This window comes from Rahnella sp. BIGb0236, from assembly GCF_004364755.1.
GTDB lineage: Bacteria > Pseudomonadota > Gammaproteobacteria > Enterobacterales > Enterobacteriaceae > Rahnella > Rahnella victoriana.
In genome coordinates, this window is sequence record NZ_SOAO01000001.1 from 295,593 (window position 1) to 314,767 (window position 19,175).

Annotated in this window: 12 protein-coding genes; all 12 read left to right on the plus strand. The window is 48.2% G+C overall.

Annotation, left to right across the window (positions count from 1 at the left end):
* The first annotated feature begins 2 nt into the window (after positions 1-2).
* The 12 genes from EDF78_RS01275 to tssA all read left to right on the plus strand — a co-directional run bounded on the left by EDF78_RS01275 (position 3) and on the right by tssA (position 19,170).
* The gene (locus tag EDF78_RS01275; RefSeq protein WP_133822323.1) at positions 3-1,697 is read left to right on the plus strand and encodes an OmpA family protein; all 1,695 of its coding nucleotides are present in this window, start codon (positions 3-5) and stop codon (positions 1,695-1,697) included.
* A gap of 32 nt (positions 1,698-1,729) precedes the next feature.
* Complete coding sequence (locus tag EDF78_RS01280; protein WP_112289529.1) at positions 1,730-2,221, plus strand: Hcp family type VI secretion system effector; 492 nt, start codon at positions 1,730-1,732, stop codon at positions 2,219-2,221.
* Between the two features lie 162 nt (positions 2,222-2,383).
* Positions 2,384-5,041, plus strand: a complete 2,658-nt coding sequence (gene tssH, locus EDF78_RS01285; protein ID WP_133822324.1) for a type VI secretion system ATPase TssH — start codon at positions 2,384-2,386, stop codon at positions 5,039-5,041.
* Positions 5,042-5,268: 227 nt separating this feature from the next.
* Complete coding sequence (locus tag EDF78_RS01290; protein WP_133822325.1) at positions 5,269-5,613, plus strand: putative T6SS immunity periplasmic lipoprotein; 345 nt, start codon at positions 5,269-5,271, stop codon at positions 5,611-5,613.
* Positions 5,614-5,780: 167 nt separating this feature from the next.
* Positions 5,781-6,422, plus strand: coding sequence for a hypothetical protein (locus EDF78_RS01295; RefSeq protein ID WP_133822326.1), 642 nt, complete (start codon positions 5,781-5,783; stop codon positions 6,420-6,422).
* A gap of 644 nt (positions 6,423-7,066) precedes the next feature.
* A complete protein-coding gene (gene vgrG, locus EDF78_RS01300) occupies positions 7,067-9,703 on the plus strand; it encodes a type VI secretion system Vgr family protein (protein WP_133822327.1) in 2,637 nt (878 codons plus the stop codon).
* 2 nt (positions 9,704-9,705) lie between these two features.
* Entirely contained in the window at positions 9,706-11,757 is a 2,052-nt protein-coding gene (locus EDF78_RS01305; RefSeq protein WP_133822328.1) for a peptidoglycan DD-metalloendopeptidase family protein, read from the plus strand.
* A gap of 2 nt (positions 11,758-11,759) precedes the next feature.
* Positions 11,760-12,629 carry a hypothetical protein gene (locus EDF78_RS25685; RefSeq protein WP_243839405.1) on the plus strand — a complete coding sequence of 290 codons (870 nt, stop codon included), beginning with the start codon at positions 11,760-11,762 and terminating at the stop codon, positions 12,627-12,629.
* A gap of 30 nt (positions 12,630-12,659) precedes the next feature.
* On the plus strand, positions 12,660-12,917 hold the full coding sequence (locus EDF78_RS01315; RefSeq protein ID WP_133822329.1) for a PAAR domain-containing protein: 258 nt from the start codon (positions 12,660-12,662) through the stop codon (positions 12,915-12,917).
* 4 nt (positions 12,918-12,921) lie between these two features.
* Complete coding sequence (locus tag EDF78_RS01320) at positions 12,922-14,142, plus strand: hypothetical protein (RefSeq protein ID WP_133822330.1); 1,221 nt, start codon at positions 12,922-12,924, stop codon at positions 14,140-14,142.
* Between the two features lies 1 nt (position 14,143).
* Positions 14,144-17,566: an ImcF-related family protein gene (locus EDF78_RS01325; RefSeq protein ID WP_133822331.1), complete on the plus strand. Its 3,423-nt coding sequence runs from the start codon at positions 14,144-14,146 to the stop codon at positions 17,564-17,566.
* Positions 17,566-19,170 (plus strand): type VI secretion system protein TssA, encoded by a 1,605-nt coding sequence (tssA, locus tag EDF78_RS01330; RefSeq protein WP_133822332.1) that lies wholly within the window; start codon positions 17,566-17,568, stop codon positions 19,168-19,170. Before EDF78_RS01325 ends, tssA begins: the two co-directional genes overlap by 1 nt.
* Positions 19,171-19,175 lie beyond the last annotated feature (5 nt).

Consider the following 19,175-nt stretch of genomic DNA (forward strand, 5'->3'; position numbering starts at 1 on the left):
GGATGCGCGGATTAACACAGCTAATACTGCTGCTTCTGGCGACCTGTTTGACCTTATGGCTGATTCTCGGCTTCTGGCCGCTCGGCACAGGAAGCCGGATGGCACTGAGCATGCTGGTGGTCATCATGAGTGGTGCTACGGGCTATATTCAGTGGCGTAAAAATCACCGTAATGAAATTGCACATGCACACATTTCGGACGCTGTTCTTCCGCCTGAGGATTTTCAGGGCGCTGTTGTGCTGGTTTGTGGCGACAGTGCTCCGCTGTTCTCCGACTCGGTCCTTTTCCGTGAAACACGTCAGGGCTGGTATCTGCCGGTCACTTTTCCAGAGCACTTGCCTTTGTTGGCACAGCATCTCGCGGCAGAACGCCCGGCGCTAATCGCCCAGATCTCCATTCTTCTGGCCATAGTCCCCGAGCAACATCAGGATAAGGACGACTTCGCACAAAAACTCCATGTCTGGCACCGTGCCATTGTGCAATGCAAAAACTGGCTGGCTGGAATTCCCCCCGTCTGGGTCAGCACCTGGCTATCTCCGCCTGTGGTAACAGACACCCTGGCTGAGCGGTGGTTTACCATCATTCCGGGAAACAAAAACGTTCAGGTTCATGAAGCAGGGGCAGGCGTCATACCGCTGATGGATTGGAGCCAGCAACTGGATATCAGAAACACTCAGGAAAGGTTGAGCACGGTCTTTTGGATAGAAAGCCTGCTGCCCTGGCTTGAAACTCACGTCAGCAGCATTCTGACGCGTCAGCAAAGCGATGTCCCCGCGCTGACCCCTTGCGCATGGGGTGCTTGTTTTACGCCCGTCGCCGGGAGTCTGGACAATCTGTGGCAAGCGCACATAGGTGACGTGACTACGCTAACCCCCGGCGTTGTCCATTCACAAGAATGCCTGCCATTGCCGGAGGTGTTGCTGCCCTATTTGCCGCAACGTCACGGCGTTTCCCGGCTGATGCAAGCCTGTCAGTTGGCAGGGCTGCTATGTGGTGTTTTCCTGCTCTTCGCCCTGCTGGCGTCTTTTGTAAATAACCAGCGTCTGGTACAGAGCGTGGGTGACCACCTCGCTTTATATAACCGTCTTTCCGGCACGCCATCCTCGCCAAAGATGATTGCTCAGCAACAATTACGCACCGACGCCGGTTTACTGGATGGTTGGCTGCGCAGCGGAGCACCAATGCGTATGTCATTGGGCTTATATCAGGGGATTCGGTTGATCGCACCACTGGAGACCGCCATCAATAGCTGGACTCCCCCCCCTCCGCCGCCACCGGTGATCAATCAAATTGTTCAGGGGCCGAAAACGATCCGGCTAGATTCCCTGTCACTTTTTGACGTGGGTAAATCCGAGCTTAAAACAAGCTCCACCAAAGTGCTGATCAACGCGCTGGTTGGGATCAAAGCCAAACCGGGCTGGCTGATAGTGGTAGCGGGTCACACTGATGACACAGGTGATGAAAAATCCAATCAAATGTTGTCACTCAGACGTGCAGAGTCAGTACGCAACTGGATGCGCGATACCGGCGACGTGTCCGAAAGCTGCTTTGCCGTACAGGGTTACGGTGAGAGTCGCCCGATTGCAACAAACGATACACCGGAAGGCCGTGCGGCCAACCGTCGTGTCGAAATCAGTCTGATGCCACAGGCAGATGCCTGCAAAGCATCAGCAACCCCAAGTTCATCAAATGATTGATGAATGTTTACCTTAGAAATGGAGAACTACCCATGGCAATTCCTGTTTATCTGTGGCTGAAAGACGACGGCGGTGCGGACATTAAAGGTTCCGTAGACGTAAAAGATCGCGAAGGCAGCATCGAAGTGGTGGCACAGGATCACAACCTGTATATCCCGACCGATAACAACACCGGCAAACTGACGGGTACCCGTATTCACACCCCGTTCCTGTTTACCAAAGAAATCGATTCTTCCAGCCCGTACCTGTACAAAGCAGTGACCACCGGTCAGACCCTGAAATCTGCTGAGTTCAAATGGTATCGCATCAATGACGCGGGCCAGGAAGTTGAGTATTTCAACACCAAACTGGAAAACGTCAAGCTGGTGAAAGTCGCGCCAAAAATGAACGACATCAAAGACCCGGCGTTTGAAAAACATAACCACCTCGAAATGATCGAGCTGCGTTACGAAAAAATCACCTGGACCTACAAAGACGGCAACATCATTCATTCCGATTCCTGGAACGAACGTACTACCGCGTAAGACCTTATCAGCAGACGGTTCGCCGTCTGCTGTTTTTGTTTCCTGAGCCGCTTCTGGCGGTTGAGCAAACAAAAACACCACCGGACATCGACCTTATGGGCCTGGGTTTCCTGCAAAGGAAAAGGCTAAGGGCGGTAGCGTACCCACAAAAAGGAATTTAGCATGGAACATCAGTCAGCTGTCTTACTTCGCCGCTTAAATCCGTACTGCGCAAAAGCGCTGGAAGCCGCCGCAACGCTCTGCCAGACCCGCGCCCACAGTGAAATCACCGTCGAACACTGGCTGCTCAAACTGCTGGAACTGGGTGAAGGTGACATTACCGTTCTGGCCCGCCGTTATGAGTGGGACATGGATGCTTTATGGCAAAGCCTGCTGTCACATCTCGATGCCCTGCCGCGTTCCGTGCATTCGCGTCCGCAAATTTCTCAGGATTTACAATCGCTGATGAAAGCGGGCTGGCTCGCCGCATCATTGCAGGATGACAACCAGAGTATCCGCAGCGTGAACCTGCTCGAAGCACTGATGGGGCAGCCGCGCCTGCTGCGCTGCGAAGGCTTGTGGCCGCTGTTCAGCCTGAGCGAAGAACATATCCGCCGCCTGAAACCGGTGCTGGATGCGTTGTCGGAAGAGCGCCCGGAGCTGCAACAACAAGAAAGCCTGAACCGCACCCCTTCGTCGCTTTCCGATGAGGCTGCCAGTCCAAAATCTGATGCAGGCATGAATGGCCAGTCATTAAGTGAAGCCCTGCAGGCCGCGCTGGATAAATTTACGCTGGATGTCACCGCTAAAGCCAAAGCCGGGCAGATTGATCCGGTATTTGGCCGCGACAATGAAATCCGTCAGATGGTCGATATTCTCTCCCGCCGTCGTAAAAACAACCCGATCCTGGTCGGCGAACCGGGGGTGGGCAAAACCGCACTGGTGGAAGGTCTGGCGTTACGCATTGCCGAAGGCAACGTGCCGGACAGCCTGAAAACCGTCAGCCTGCGCACCTTAGACCTCGGTCTGTTGCAGGCCGGTGCCGGTGTGAAAGGTGAGTTTGAGCAGCGTCTGAAAAATGTTATCGATGCCGTACAACAATCGCCGACGCCGGTGCTGCTGTTCATCGACGAGGCGCACACTATTATTGGCGCGGGCAATCAGGCCGGTGGCGCGGACGCCGCTAACCTGCTGAAACCGGCCCTGGCCCGTGGCGAACTGCGCACCATTGCTGCGACAACATGGAGCGAGTACAAACAGTATTTTGAGCGCGACGCCGCCCTTGAACGCCGCTTCCAGATCGTTAAGGTTGATGAGCCGGACGACGGAATGGCATGCCTGATGTTACGCGGTCTGAAATCCCGTTACGCACAACACCACGGCGTACACATCACCGACGAAGCGGTAAAAGCCGCCGTCAGCCTTTCGCGACGTTATATCACCGGTCGTCAGCTGCCGGACAAAGCCGTCGACCTGTTAGATACCGCGTCTGCCCGTGTACGCATGAGTCTGGATACGCTGCCGGAAGATCTGACCCGTCTGAAGGCGCAAATCACCGCGCTGGAAATGGAAGAGCAGGCTCTGCTGGAAGACATCGCGCTGGGCAACAAAACTCATGGCGACCGGCTGGAACAGATTGAACGTCAGACCGACAGCTTAGGCGAGCAACTCACCACACTGGATACGCAGTACCATGCAGAGAAAGCCCTGACGCAGCAACTGCTGGAAACCCGTCAGGACATCAGCCGTCAGGCGGAAATCGCCAGCCTGCAACACCATCTGACTGATTTGCAGGGCAACGCCCCGCTGCTGTCGCTGGACGTGGATGTCCGTACCGTCGCCACGGTGATTGCTGACTGGACCGGCGTGCCGCTCACCAGCCTGCTGAAAGATGAGCAGACCGATTTACTGCAACTGGAAAATCACCTGAACAAACGGGTCGTCGGACAGGATCATGCCCTGACCGACATGGCACAACGTCTGCGCGCCGCCAAAACCGGCCTGACGTCTGAGAATGGCCCGCTGGGCGTCTTCCTGCTGGTCGGCCCGAGCGGCGTAGGCAAAACCGAGACCGCCCTTTCCCTTGCCGACTGCCTGTTCGGCGGCGAGAAATCCCTCATTACCATCAACCTCAGCGAGTATCAGGAAGCGCATACCGTCTCCCAACTGAAGGGTTCACCTCCGGGCTACGTCGGTTACGGTCAGGGCGGTATTCTCACTGAAGCCGTGCGTAAACGTCCGTACAGCGTCGTCCTGCTCGATGAAGTGGAAAAAGCCCACCGTGATGTCATCAACCTGTTCTATCAGGTGTTCGACCGCGGCTTTATGCGCGACGGTGAAGGACGTGAAATCGACTTCCGCAATACCGTGATCCTGATGACCGCCAATCTCGGCAGCGACCGCCTGATGCAACTGCTGGATGAACAGCCGGAAGCCACTGACAGCGATTTACAGGAACTGCTGCGCCCGATCCTGCGCGATCATTTCCAGCCCGCCCTGCTCGCCCGCTTCCAGACACTGATTTATCGTCCGCTGAACGCCGTCGCACTGCGCACTATCGTTGAGATGAAACTGGCACAAGTCGCGAAGCGTCTGAACAAGCACTATGGCCTGACCTGCTCCATCGAAGAAAGTCTGTACGACACGCTGGTCGCTGCCTGCATGCTGCCGGATACCGGTGCGCGCAACATCGACAGCCTGCTCAATCAGCAGATCCTGCCGGTACTGAGCCAGCAACTGTTGCAACGCATGGCAGCGCAACAACGCGCCACGGCGCTGGCACTGGGCTGGGATGAGGAAGAAGGGATCACGCTGGAATTTGAGGGTTCTGCCGCAGAATAAATATCGGTAACGGAGCGCCGGGTAGTCTCCGGCGCGAAACAATATAGAACTTCCAGAAAATATAAAAGAGATAGAGGACGCCGGACTTATTTACATTTCCATAGCGGCATAGTTGGTTCCAAGTTTATACTAATTTATATTAATACAAGTTAGATAAGATTCTGCTCCGCACCTTTAATAACTAGCGTTAGTCTGTTCTGACACCATTCCACTTTAAACGAGATGGTATGAATAAATTTATTTTAGGATATGTTATTTTTTTGACTGGATGCTTGGGAGATAAAATACCCTGGTCTACAGCGGAAATAAAACAAGATGGAAAAAATGTCTGCGTGTTTCCGCCAAAGATAGATAACAATTATGTCTATGAGCGTTTAAAAATACAAAAATCAGGAAGTAAAACAGAGTTTGCCGTGTACATTAGCGAAAGAGTATCTGCAAAAGAAAAATGCTTACCGCTAATGGGGTTTAAATTTACGCCCGGAGAGGAATATAACGTAAGCTTCTCAGTTATAAATACAGTTAATGGCAAAAGAGATTTTTATTCGGCAAACTTCATCAATTCATATTAATTTAAATATTATTACATTAAAATTTTAAAAGCACAGATGTACAGTAAACATGCTGAAGAAAAGTAATACTGAGACCCTGAATCTCACTAAGTAAAGTATGAATATTTTAAAGTGCGCACGATAATCCAATGTAAGATATCTCAAGACAATAAAAGGGAAAAATCGTTATGGAAGGTGCAAAAGAGATTGCACGCGACATGCTTGATGCTATCAATGTAGATAGCCATGGATTTTGGGGTGCTGTTGCAAAAGGTTTTATCTCATTTCCTGTCAGCATTGGTTATCTGGGTTACGATTTTATGGATAGCGAACATCATAGTGAAAATCAAGACGATAAATATAGACTGGTAAAGCTTTTTAAAAGAACAACATTTAGCCAAGAAACCATAGAAGCTATTATAAAACCCTTTATTGAAGATTTCATCTCACGTATTGATACTAATAAAATAATAACTTTTGCGAAAAACCTATCGGGTACAACAGCTGGAAAAATAATATTTTCTCAATTAACCGGTTTCAATATCGGTAAAGTTATTATATCCCAAGGTGTTGCCTCTTATACCACTGGCTTTGCTGTCGGCGGTATTTTAGCTGTTGGTGCCGAGGCATCTCGAGCTATTTATACGTCAAGGTATTTACGTGAAAGAAATCCTGCAATGTACTTAAAATTGAAAAAGATTGGAGACCTAGACCTTCTTTATTACCTAGTTGAAGATATTGTAAAACCTTACGAAAAAGCTTGTGAAGTGTCAGATAAAGACACAGATGAGTTCAATAGGATTTGTGCATTTTTTTTTGGTGGGCTATGAATATAAAAGATTTCTTCCTGATCATCATTTCCCGACTCGTTGCTGGTATTGGCATGACGCTAGGTTTAGTAAGTACAGTTTATTCCATTTGGTGTTTTATTTTCTCTCAGGAACCCTACAGACTTCTTTTCGGAGTAGTCGGGGTTCTTGGCTTTTTCGTCGGTTATGGGCTTTACAAATTCGCACTTACTTATATTTACAATGAGTGGGACCACTATCGCTAGCTGCAGAAAAACCTTATCCAGCAAACCCCTATTCAAATAGCAAGTTATTATAAAAATGGATCTTTTATCTACTCTTACCCGAAACACGCTTAACCGTTACAACCTGAGTATTCCGTCCTGCTAATATCCGCTGGATGGATAGGAAATTATGTATCCCACCTTCTTTTTACCACTTCCCGGATAAGGGTCTGTTCATTATAGAGTCGGTATTCACTTCGAAAAAACAAACGCTGAGCAGCGAAGTTTTGTTATCACTCTGGAAATAAACAAGGGACGTATTTATAACGTATCACCGACAGAAAGAGAGATATTTTTGCCATATTGCCGTGATGCGTTGGCCCCCTCATCATGGCCTTTAATGACCGATGCCTGCCAGCAGTAAACCTTGCAGATGCTGAACAATTACATGGAGTAAACAACATGAGTCTGATTGATACACTGGCCAGTATGCCCCAGAAAAGCCTGAATCGTTACAGCCTGAGTATTCCGTCCTGCCTTTATCCGCTGGATGTTGAGTCGTTTGAAGGTCTGGAACAGGTGAGTGTTCTGTATCATTATAATATCAAGTTCACATCATCTTACCCTGATCTCACTGCTGACATGCTCTTAAGCAAACCAGCCACCTTCAATATGGCGACGGGAGATTTGCTCAATCCGGTCACCGGAAAAGTCGTTCATGGTGTCATTACACACTTCCAACGCCTGACCGGTTCACGTGATCAGGTTAGATACGAAATCATTGTTGAGCCTTCCCTTTCCCTGCTGGATAAACAATTCCGTACGCACCGTTTCTTCGTTAATAAATCAGTTCAGGAAGTCGTGGAGCAAATACTTCAGGAGCACGATTTCAAAGGTTGGGAATACGACTTTTCCCTGAAGCAAAGCTATCCCAAACGCGAACAAATTAACCAGTATCAGGAAAGCGATCTGGAATTTATTGAGCGTCTGCTTTCGGAAGTGGGAATTTTCTACTTCTTCACGTTACAACCAGACACGCAAACTGAGGTCGTGCATTTTGCCGATAAGCAGAGTGCATACGAATTCGGAAAAACGCTGCTACTCAATAGTCCGTCAGGGATGAATGACAGCGGTGCAGAATCGGTGTGGGGGCTGAGCGTGCGGCAAAATGTCGTACAGGCCAGCGTCACCACCAAGGATTATAACCATAAAGAAGCTCAGAAAGTGCTTCAGTCTTCCAGAGCAGATATGACCCGTGGCGAAGGTGAAGGCACCACCTATGGCGATGTTTATCACTACAAGCCACGTCATCTGGATACTGGCGGAAAATCAGATCCCGCTGCCGAAACAGCGAATTTCCTGGCAAATCTAGACCACGAACGTTTTTTATCACAGCAAACGTACATAACCGGCACGAGTACTGATGTTACGCTGCACCCGGCGCTGGTTCTGACAGTAACCGATAACGCAATCCCAGCGACGCTTCCGCAATTGTTGTCATCGCCGATGGTACTCATCCGCACCGGATTCACCGGCAGCCGCAAAGATGCGCTGAAAGTAACCATTGCCGCCGTCCCCTACAGCGAAACCCTTTGCTGGCGCCCTGCCCTTAAGCCGCGCCCAAAAGTCAGCGGCACCATGATGGCACGCGTCACCAGCGCGAAATCAAACGATATCTACGCCTGGCAGGATGCGTCCGGTTTATACCGTGTTAAATTCGATGCCGATCAGGATGATAAACTGCAAGGTCAGGAAAGCATGCCTGTCCGCCTCGCCAAACCTTACGGTGGCGATGTGTATGGTATTCACTTCCCGCTGATCCAGGGCACCGAAGTGGCGATCGCGTTTCATGACGGCGACCCCGACCGCCCCTATATCGCCCATGCCCTGCACGACTCGCGCCATGTCGATCATGTGACAGAAGCCAATAATACCCGCAACGTTATCCGTACCCCGGCAAATAATAAGCTGCGTATGGAAGATAAACGCGGCGAAGAGCATATAAAACTCAGTACGGAATACGGCGGCAAAACCCAGCTGAACCTTGGGCATAACGTCGATGCAAACAAAACACAACGCGGTGAAGGGTTTGAGCTGAGAACCGATAAATGGGGGGCGATACGCGGCGGGAAGGGTTTATTTATTAGTGCAGACCAGGCAGATGGTAGCGAACAAATGCTTGGTATGGCAGCGGCCAAGACATTACTTTCGCAAGCTTATAGTCAAATGGAATCGCTTTCGCAATCGGCACTCGCAGCAAAAGCTCAGGTATTAGAGTATGAGCAACAGCAAAAGTTGATGGAAGAGAAATTATCTGAATTACAGCAGGCAGTATTGCTGGCAAGTGCTCCAGAAGGTATTGCTTTAGCAAGCGGCAGTCATTTCCAGATCTCTGGGAGCAATAATATATACATGACATCTGGACAAAGTACAGAATTAGGCGCGAAAAAGAATATATCCTTAGCCGCGTCTAAAAAGATATCTATTTTTACTGAAGACGAAGGTGTCGAGACAATTGCCGCAAAAGGTGACCTAGTTTCTCAGGCGCAATCAGGAAATATTGAGACTATTGCGAAAAGAGATATTTCACTGACCAGCACAACTGAAAGCATTACTTTGACAGCTGCTAAAACATTAACATTAGCTTGTGCTGGCGGGGCCTATATACGCCTTTCTGGTGGAAATATAGAGTTAGGTTGCCCTGGGGATATTACCATGAAGCAGAGCAAGCTTCTTTATAGCGGCCCAGCATCACTTAAATCCACAATGCCAGAATTACCAGATAGTGGCCCCCAATCAATAAAATTTATGCTACTCGATGCCTTGGGGAATGCTGCACCATCAACTATGAAAGTGAATATTTTTGATAGTGATACCAAAGAAAAAATATGGACATCAGTTTTCAATGATGGTGAATCTGGTTGTTTCGGTCAACCTACAGGAAAAAATTTCCATGCAATAATTGGGGATGACAAATGGACAAGCCTCTTTTCTGATGATGACGATGCCATTCCTGATGAAGAGATTACTGATGATGTCGATATTGGCGAACATGGTCCACAGTACGATGGTGAAATTAATGAACAGGAAGAGGCATAATCATGGAAAAATATACCGTTCAGACTGGTGACAGTTTATGGAAGATAAGTCGTAATTTTTCCATTGAAATCAGCGAACTTTGTCGTATAAATGGGCTCAACACAAAAGCCGAACAGCACATTATCCAACCCGGGCAAATATTAAATTTACCCACAAAAGATAAATCCTATGATACTCAGTTAAATCTAAGGATATATGATCTCGCCTGGCGCCCCCTCAGCAATGCAAAACTTAAACTGATTTTTGACAATAAAACCCATGAATACGTTACTGACGGAAGCGGTGCTGTCAATGGTTTACTTGTTGAAGATAGTACTCAAGGTATTAAAGTCGAACTGCAACATTTGAATAAAAGAGAATATATAGTCATTGCTGACCATAAAAAATTGCCACTAGGGAAGAAAACGCTCAAAATTTCATCGAGAGAAATGGTGATTAAAGGAAGTACCAGCGTAGAGAAAGGTCCTCAACTCTCAAGTAAACAACAGGAAAAAGAAAATGCCAGGCAGGAAAGTAAAACGTCTTCATCTCAGAAAGGAGTTTCCGATACAAAAACAGCGTCAAATAAAGAATCTACAATAAACCAAACTACTCGCACTGAGAGTGGCATTCCAACGAGTGTGAGCAACATTGGCAATGTTAGTGAGGGATTACGGTTACCGCCTGTAGCAGAAAAATATCGAAACTCTATTATTGAGGCATCGAATAAATATGATTTTCAGCCTGAGGGTTTTTCAGCTTTAATAGAAGCTGAAACAAGTTGGATTGCCAGTGCAGCTAACAGTAAATCTACGGCTGCCGGGCTTGGTCAGTTTGTTGAAAATACGTGGTTAAGTTATAGTGCAAACTCATCATCAAAGGTATATCAGAATTTAACCAAAACTTACGGTTATACGGCCTTGAAATACTCCGCTCAGTCAAAAAAATTTTATGGCACCTCACCAGATGGAATCCAACATGAAATTAATTTGCAATCTATACTAGCCCTCAGAATGGATGCTGCATACAGCATAGATATGATAGGGTTATACGACAAGGAGTTAATCAACAATTTGACAAAGAGATTCCCATCAATTAGTACATTAACCTCTGACCAGCTTATGATGGTAGCATATTTATGCCATCATAATGGTGAGGCTGGTGCCTATGATATAATTTCGAATGGGAAGGACACTTCGAAATATTATGGCAGAACATACTCTGATGCAGAATATGACTTCAAACTAAACAAAAATGTCACAGATAAAGATGCAGAACGTTTTTTGTCCATAGACAAGACCTCAAGGACAGCTTATATAGCATGGCTCGTGGAACGATACGACTCTGCAATTGTTCTAGATCATTTTCGTATAGAACCCACTGGAGTGAAAATATCATTAAAGAACGTATTAGAAAAAATAAACCCCGACCTAAATGTAAAAACTCTTCTCCCACCTCCTAATCAAAAAAGTGGCGGCAACACTGGTAATGCTGGTAATGCTGGTAATGCTGGTGATACTTCAGGATGGCATAATCCATTGGATATATGCAAAATTAGGACGCATGGTTTACGAAGTGCCAGAAGTGCAAGTTTTGGTCCTAACGTCAGGACTGACTCTCATGGAATGCCGAGAGCCCATCAGGGTATTGACATTGCAGCTGAACCGGGAGCAACTATTTATGCGGTAGCTGACGGGCGTATAGCATTTATTACTAACCCTGCAAGAGGGGATTATGGCAAACAAGTTTGCATAATAGTTCAAGCTTCTGATTTACCAGACGACAAAGCATCTCTCTGTATATACAAAGGAAAGCCAATTAATAACATTTATTTTTTTTATGCTCACTTATCTGAGATCTCCTCGCATCTTTCACAAAACTCATTCATAAAGTGCGGAGATACATTAGGTAAGACCGGAAATACAGGAAACGCTCATTCTATGACAAGCATTAGTTTGGGAGCGCATCTTCATTTTGAGGTTAGGACTAAAGCGGCGACAGGGAAAGGAGTGCTAGATCACATTGACCCAGCAGTATTTATTGACGGTTTTGACTACCCTACTAAAAAGGACTAAACATGAAATATCGCATTGTTTTTATTTTAATTTTTATCAGTTTTTTCAAAACAAGCTGGTCAGAGGAATCACTCCCGGAAGTTGATGCTAATGCATGGAAAAATGATTCAAGAAAAATAGCACAGAATTTATTTGATCAAGAAGAAAAAGAACAAATTCTTGAATACAAAAATACACAAAACGGCCTTCCTGACAATCAAAGAAAAAAAATCATACCCGATAACCAGTATTGGTTAGTCAATAAAAAACAGGAGTTGTGGCTGGGGATATTTGATGGGAAATATGTACGAACTATAAATCAAGAAAACACCATCGCAGCCAACGAAAAATTAGCGCCTGAAAAAGTAATAAGAATAAAACAAAAAAACCACACATCACAATTTCTGATAGATGACAATGAAGCCAGCAACATATTGAATTGTCTTAACAGGCGTGATGGTATTTTATCTGATGAAGAAGATTACATGAGCTTTTATACTGGTTGTGCATACCACAAAAAATCAAAACCAGATGAGTTGGAAATATTCTATAAAATATTTTTCTTTAGCAAAACCTTCAATTCAATAATAAAACTTGATGAATTCCCTGACTCTGCATTACAAGGAGATGGCATTGACATCTTCAATAAATCCATTAAGAAAATAAAAGATTATTATGTAGATACCAGTATTGAAGCAGCATTCAAGTTTGTAGGAGTAGATAAAATTATTGTAGTCAACGATAAAACTGGAAAACCTCAACCAAAAACTCCAAAATTAGATGGCAATGGAAATGTTGTGATGACCAATGGAAAGCCCGTATTAGTAGATGACCCTGAAGGGTTCCAACCTATTTTCCTTGAAAGACTTCCTGAAGTCATCGTAGGAAAATAATACTCCCCTCACTTATAAAAGCCTTAAATTATGAAAAAAATCATTCACGTTGGCGACAAAACGACTCATGGTGGCACTGTCATTACTGGGTCAAATATAGTTAGCATAGATGGGATGCCTGTAGCGCGTAAATCAGACAAAGTAACATGCCCCGAGCACGGTGTTAACTTTATCATAGAAGGTGATGATAATCATTGCGATAACGGGTTAGCTATTTCTTTAGAAGGAAATAGATGTGCGTGTGGTGCTACATTGATTTCTGCTGGCTCGCGTATTTTAAAGGAATGAATTTATGCCAGTTGATATTTTCGACATCCCCCCAGAAGAAAAAACGACTTGCCCCCCGCCTTCATTATGGATTTGGGGAGGGATATTAGTTTGTATAGTTTTATTATATATGTATTCTTTTCTGGTTCATTTTCCACAGTACCTATCAAAAAATATCTATATTTTCTGGTCTCAACTTTTGATAGTGCCTTTCTTAATTTGGGGAGGGGCATTTCTTTTTAGAGTTATACTTTGGAATAATGAAAATATCGAAGTAAAATACTGGAATGCAACTCGCACCGATTACTATCAAGAACTACTCATCAAAGGCCGCCTCAATCTTGAAATCATTGACTTACAGATTAGGTTGCCTGACATAAATGGGGATGTAATTAATAGCACTGACTATATTACATGTCCAATGCGATTTACTCCAAAACATACTCACACAACCAGATATCTGTTATTTAATTCAGCAGGGGGTGAACTAACAATAAAAAATGAAGTAGCGAAAAGAAAAGCGTTAGTTTTCGGCCTTACTATGAACGGATTAATTAGCGATATTCATACGCATCTTACTTTGCTACCCTCTAAAACAAAAGTAAATATCATTTGTGTTCTTGAAGAAGACTTAATACCCATAATGGAGAGCATGTGGGTGTTTCAGTTTAGTAATACACCATTCTTAGAAATGCTTGAGTTTAGTGAAAATCTTCCCAAGTCAATTGACAGCTGGTTAGATGAAACCCAAAGTGAATACCTGATCCTTATTTCCGCAAATTTTCTCGGGAATGCGTTATTAGACGATGATGTTGATGGTAAATCCGAATCCGTTGCCTTTTTATTGGGTAAAAAAACAAATAAAGACAATAATAAAAACTCCCCCTTTGGCTCTCTTTATCGACCTGAATACGATTGGTCCGGCATTCAAAAACTGTTTACATGGGGTGGAGTGCCGGATGATAAGAATTTGTCAGGTGTGGTGTACTCTGGTTTAAACACGGAAGAAATCAGCAAGCTTGTATTAAATACAGCTGACTTTATGTCTGAAAGTGCATTATCATCCTTTATGTATATTGACACGACCGATATTTTATGCAAATCACCTCCACTTACTGAGATGTTGCAGCTTAATTATATAAATGAAAATCTCGAACCTGGGAATTACATAATTATAAATAAACATGACAATATCCTCGTGTCTTATTTTTATATCTCAACCAACAATATAAATAGCGACTCATAGCATGAAAGGATTTTTCATTAGATTTTCTGGCGCTCTTTTTATCTTTATCGTTACAGTCTTTTTATTTCTTATATACTATTTCTGGGGTGAGTCCTTAGGCTGGACATCACCTGAAGATAAATTCCGTGTTTTTTGTACTATTTTATTACTCTCTCTTTCTCTCTCTCTACTACTTATTAGCAGACGTTCGCTGGTTGAATTAGCTTCCAGATTACGTTTCTTCCGCAGGTTAAATAACGAGCAGGCAACCCATCCGAACAATGTTAATCAATTAAAACAGGTTACTACTGGTGTTCATTTGCTTACCGAACTCCGTCAGGCCCTGCGCCAGACCTACGGCCGTTTCTGGCCACGCAAAGTCCGCATTCTGCTGCTCACCGGCAGCGCTGCTGACGTTGAGCGTCTGACACCCGGCCTGACGTCGCAATACTGGCAGGAAGACAGCGGTACCCTGTTGTTGTGGGGGGGAGATTTGGGCGCACAGGCCGACAGCGCGTGGCTTAACGCATTGCGTAATCTGCGCCGTCGCCCGCTGGATGGCGTGATTTGGGTGACATCTGCACTGGCGCAACATACCGCGAACGGTCAGTTGCAGACTCAGACACCTCTCACTGCTGACATGATGGACAGCGCCGCGAAGGCCTTTGCCGTGCGCTTTGATCTGCTGGGATGGCGGCTGCCGCTCTATGTATGGTCGCTGCATCCGGCAGACGATGATAATAAAGATCGCATTACGCAACCCGTCGGCTGCCTGCTGCCTGCTGCCTGCAAACCCGATGAACTGCGAACACAACTTACCGCGCTGGTGCCAATGTTGATCGAACAAGGTACGCAGCAAATCAGCGTCAGCACACAGAGTTTATTCCTGTTGCAACTTGCTGACCAACTGGCACATAAACCGGACTTTATTGCTGAACCTCTGGCCGCCTTACTAAGTCCCTACCGCCCTTCTCCCCTTGCTGGCATCATGTTCAGCCCGGTGTCGGTGAATGCTCAGCGCACAGTGAAACATCACTGGGGTAAGGATAACCGCTGGGACATTCTGCTGAGTTCCCTGACGGCATTACCGGCCGGGCTGACGGCCAAAAAACTCGGGTTTGCCTGGGGCAAAACGTTCAGCGCAATTGCCGCAGGTGTGATGGTGTTGTGGGGCGCAGGAATGATCATGTCCTTCCTGGTTAACCGCCAGACAATTAATACCAGCGAAGTACAGGTGAAACAGGCGGCGGATGTACAGCAGACTCTTCCTCTGCGGCTCAAAGCTCAGCACGAACTGCAAAACACGCTCGACCAGCTTGAGTATCGCCAGCAGCATACGCCCTGGTATAGCCGGTTTGGACTGAATCAGAATAGCCCGCTGCTGGCCGCACTTTGGCCACAGTATGCCGCAAGCGCGATGCCTCTTTTGCGTGACGCTGCCGCTCAGCATCTTGAAGACCGCCTCAATACATTCACCGGGCTACCTCCGGCAGATCCACGCCGGGACGCACTGGTAAAATCTGCTTATGACCAGTTAAAACTTTATCTGATGCTGTCGCGTCCTGAGAAAATGGACGCTAAGTGGTTTAGCAAAACGTTGCTGAGCGAATGGCCGCAACGCAGAAATGTGCCGGATGGTATCTGGCAGGGTGAAGGCCCCGCCTTGCTGGATTTCTATGCACGCAGTCTTTCCCGTCATTCCGGCTGGCAACTGTCCCCTGATGAAAATCTGGTCAGTCAGGTTCGAACTTTACTCGTCCGCCTGATGGGCGCACGCAACAGCGAATCGACGCTGTATCAGAAAATGCTTCGACAGGTCGCCCACCAGTATGCGGATATGACTCTTACCGATATGGCGGGTGATACCGATGCTGAAAGAATATTTACCACCGATGCCGTCGTGCCGGGCATGTTTACCCGTAAGGCCTGGGAGGAATCTGTCAAACCGGCGATTGAGAAAGTGGTTAACGGCCGACGTGAAGAAATGGACTGGGTACTCAGTGATAGCAAAACCGCTGTGTTAGAGAAGGGCTCACCGGAAGCGTTGCAGGCGCGTCTCAAAGAACGTTACTTCGCGGACTTCTCTTCGAGCTGGCTGGAATTTTTAAACAGTCTGCACTGGCAGCAGGCTCAAACGTTGTCAGATGCTATCGATCAGCTGACCCTGATGGCGGACGTACGTCAGTCGCCGCTGGTCGCGCTGATGAATACCCTGAGCATACAAGGCAAAACCGGTCAGAGCGGAGAAGCACTGTCTGACTCGCTGGTGAAATCTGCCAAAAATCTTTTAAGCCGCGACGAACAACCGGCGATTGACCAGCAAGCCGGTGCCCGTGGTCCGCTGGATGCCACTTTTGGCCCGATACTCGCGTTAATGGACAATAAAGCCGGTGGTCAAAGTAATACCAACCTCAGTTTGCAAACCTTCCTGACCCGCGTCACACAGGTGCGTCTGAAACTCCAGCAGGTCGTCAATGCCGCCGATCCGCAGGCAATGACGCAGACGCTGGCGCAAACGGTATTCCAGGGCAAAGCCGTGGATCTGACTGAAACCCGTGATTACGGCAGTCTGGTGGCCGCAAGTCTGGGTCAGGAATGGAGCGGTTTCGGGCAGACAATTTTTGTTCAGCCAATGGAACAGGCATGGCAGCAGGTGCTGACCCCCGCTGCCGAGAGCCTGAACGCACAATGGCAAACGGCGATTGTCGATGACTGGAACAGCGCATTCGGTGGCCGTTATCCGTTAAAAAATACCAGCAGTGAAGTATCACTTCCGCTGATGGCCCGCTACCTCAACAGTGACAGCGGTCGCATCGCACGCTTCCTGCAAACCCGTCTGAACGGTGTATTACATAAAGAAGGCAGCCACTGGGTGCCAGACAGTATTAATGCGCAGGGTCTGACCTTCAGCCCTGCATTCCTCAAAGCGATGGATACCCTGAGTTACCTCTCGGACGTGGTTTTCACCAACGGCGAAGCGGGGATGCATTTTGAGCTGCGTCCGGGCACGGCTAAAGATGTGATGCAAACAGATCTGGTGATCGACAGCCAGAAGCTCAGCTATTACAACCAGCTTCCGACATGGAAACGCTTCACCTGGCCTAATGATACCGAAGCGCCGGGCGCCAGCCTGAGCTGGATCAGCACGCAGGCAGGCACACGCCAGTTTGCTGATCTGCCGGGTGCCTGGGGGCTGATCCGCCTGCTCGATAAAGCGTCTGTTACGCCGTATCAGGGCGTGAGCAGCAGCTTTAATATCACCTGGAAAGCACCGGACAGCAGACTGCTGAATTACACCCTGCGCACCGAAGCCGGTGAAGGCCCGCTGGCATTACTGAGATTGCGTGATTTCACCCTCCCCGTGCAGATTTTCCAGGTTCAGGCTGCATCGCTTGCGCCTGCAGAAAAACCTTTTGATCCCGACGCTATCGCTGAGGAGCCGTAATGGCCACATTATTGACATTGCAGAACGCGTGTTCTGCCGAGCCTGCGTCTTTACTGGAACAGGCGCAACAGCAGGCCGCGCTTTGGGATAACTGGCTACAGCCGGTTACGCAGGACATGCCTGCCGGAGAAGATCCCGGCTATGACGATAACTTCCAGCAAATGCGCGAAGAGGTTAACAAACTGTCGGGCGCGGATACGTCCCTGACCTGCGAGCTGGCCGAAAATCTGCTTGTCTCACACTGCAAAGACGTCCGCGTCGCGACCTATTACATCTGGGCGCGCCTGCATCGGGACGGAGAAACCGGTCTGGCCGACGGCCTTTCTTTGCTGGCCGGGCTAATTACACGCTTTGGTGAAACCCTGCATCCGTTGCGTTCCACCAGCCGGAAAGCCGCGCTGGAGTGGCTGGCAGGTTCCCGCGTCCTGGACAGCCTGTCGCTGTTCCCGGAAGTGGATAAGACTGATTTTTCCCGCATCATCGGCGCACTGTCGCTCATCGAACAGGGATTAAATTCCTGGGAACCCGCCACCCGCCCGCAGTTTGGGGTGCTTTATGGTGCGCTGGAAAACCGGCTTGCGCAGTCCGGAGGCTTTGATGCGGTTATCCCGCAGAACAGCAGCGCAGCATCAACCGGCCACACATCAAACACGTCTGCTGATTCCCCGACACTTAAACCGGTGACTTCAGGACGCGACCTGCTGGATCAGGCAAAACTGCTGGCGAAATACCTGCGTGATCAGCCCTCCGGCTGGCTCTCAGGTCATCATCTGATTAAAAGCATCCGGCTTGATACCCTGCATGAATTGCCTCCGCTGGCTGCCGACGGACGTACCCGTTTGTCGCCGCCGAAACCCGAACACCGCGCCCTGCTCAAGCGACTTTATCTGCAGCAAAGCTGGCTGGAGCTGCTGGAGCAAACCGACAGTCTGTTTGCTCTGGGGGTGAATCATCTCTGGCTGGATCTGCAATGGTACATCCATCAGGCGCTTGTCAAAGCAGGCGCCCCCTATGAAACCTGGGCTGACATCATTAAGCAGGATCTGAACGGATTACTCACCCGTTTACCCGGTCTTGAAGGGCTGGCATTCGATGATGGCACACCGTTCGCCGATGAGGTCACGCTCAACTGGATTAACCAGCAGGTGATGACGTCAACCGGCAACTGGGGCAATGAACCTTCCGCATCAGCCAGTACGGCGGGTGATGACGATATCCTGCAGCTGGAACCCGAAGCACTGGCTCAGGCTGACAGCGGCGGCGTGGAAGCGGCACTCAACTGGTTGCAAAACCGTCCCGGCACCCGCACGCCGCGCCATCAGTGGCTTTTACGCCTGCTCATGGCGCGCGTCGCCGAGCAGTACGGCAAAAACGACATGGCGCTGCATCTTCTCGGTGAACTGGACGGAAACGGCTCGACGCTCACTCTCACGCAGTGGGAACCGGAACTGTTGTTTGAAGTGAAAGCCCGACGCCTGAAACTGCTGCGCATGAAAGCCAGCCGCGCAGACACCGATAAATCCCGCCTGCACGGTGACATGGAATATCTGCTGGCCGGACTCATCGCCCTCGACCCGGCACGCGCTGCGGTGCTGTGTGGCTAACGAAG

What these genes read in the sequence shown, in the direction of transcription:
- EDF78_RS01280 (WP_112289529.1), top strand. Translation starts at nt 1,730, where the DNA reads ATGGCAATTCCTGTTTATCTGTGGCTGAAAGACGACGGCGGTGCGGAC.
- EDF78_RS01275 (WP_133822323.1), top strand. Translation starts at nt 3, where the DNA reads ATGCGCGGATTAACACAGCTAATACTGCTGCTTCTGGCGACCTGTTTG.
- EDF78_RS01290 (WP_133822325.1), top strand. Translation starts at nt 5,269, where the DNA reads ATGAATAAATTTATTTTAGGATATGTTATTTTTTTGACTGGATGCTTG.
- EDF78_RS01305 (WP_133822328.1), top strand. Translation starts at nt 9,706, where the DNA reads ATGGAAAAATATACCGTTCAGACTGGTGACAGTTTATGGAAGATAAGT.
- EDF78_RS25685 (WP_243839405.1), top strand. Translation starts at nt 11,760, where the DNA reads ATGAAATATCGCATTGTTTTTATTTTAATTTTTATCAGTTTTTTCAAA.
- tssA (WP_133822332.1), top strand. Translation starts at nt 17,566, where the DNA reads ATGGCCACATTATTGACATTGCAGAACGCGTGTTCTGCCGAGCCTGCG.
- vgrG (WP_133822327.1), top strand. Translation starts at nt 7,067, where the DNA reads ATGAGTCTGATTGATACACTGGCCAGTATGCCCCAGAAAAGCCTGAAT.
- EDF78_RS01320 (WP_133822330.1), top strand. Translation starts at nt 12,922, where the DNA reads ATGCCAGTTGATATTTTCGACATCCCCCCAGAAGAAAAAACGACTTGC.
- EDF78_RS01295 (WP_133822326.1), top strand. Translation starts at nt 5,781, where the DNA reads ATGGAAGGTGCAAAAGAGATTGCACGCGACATGCTTGATGCTATCAAT.
- tssH (WP_133822324.1), top strand. Translation starts at nt 2,384, where the DNA reads ATGGAACATCAGTCAGCTGTCTTACTTCGCCGCTTAAATCCGTACTGC.
- EDF78_RS01325 (WP_133822331.1), top strand. Translation starts at nt 14,144, where the DNA reads ATGAAAGGATTTTTCATTAGATTTTCTGGCGCTCTTTTTATCTTTATC.
- EDF78_RS01315 (WP_133822329.1), top strand. Translation starts at nt 12,660, where the DNA reads ATGAAAAAAATCATTCACGTTGGCGACAAAACGACTCATGGTGGCACT.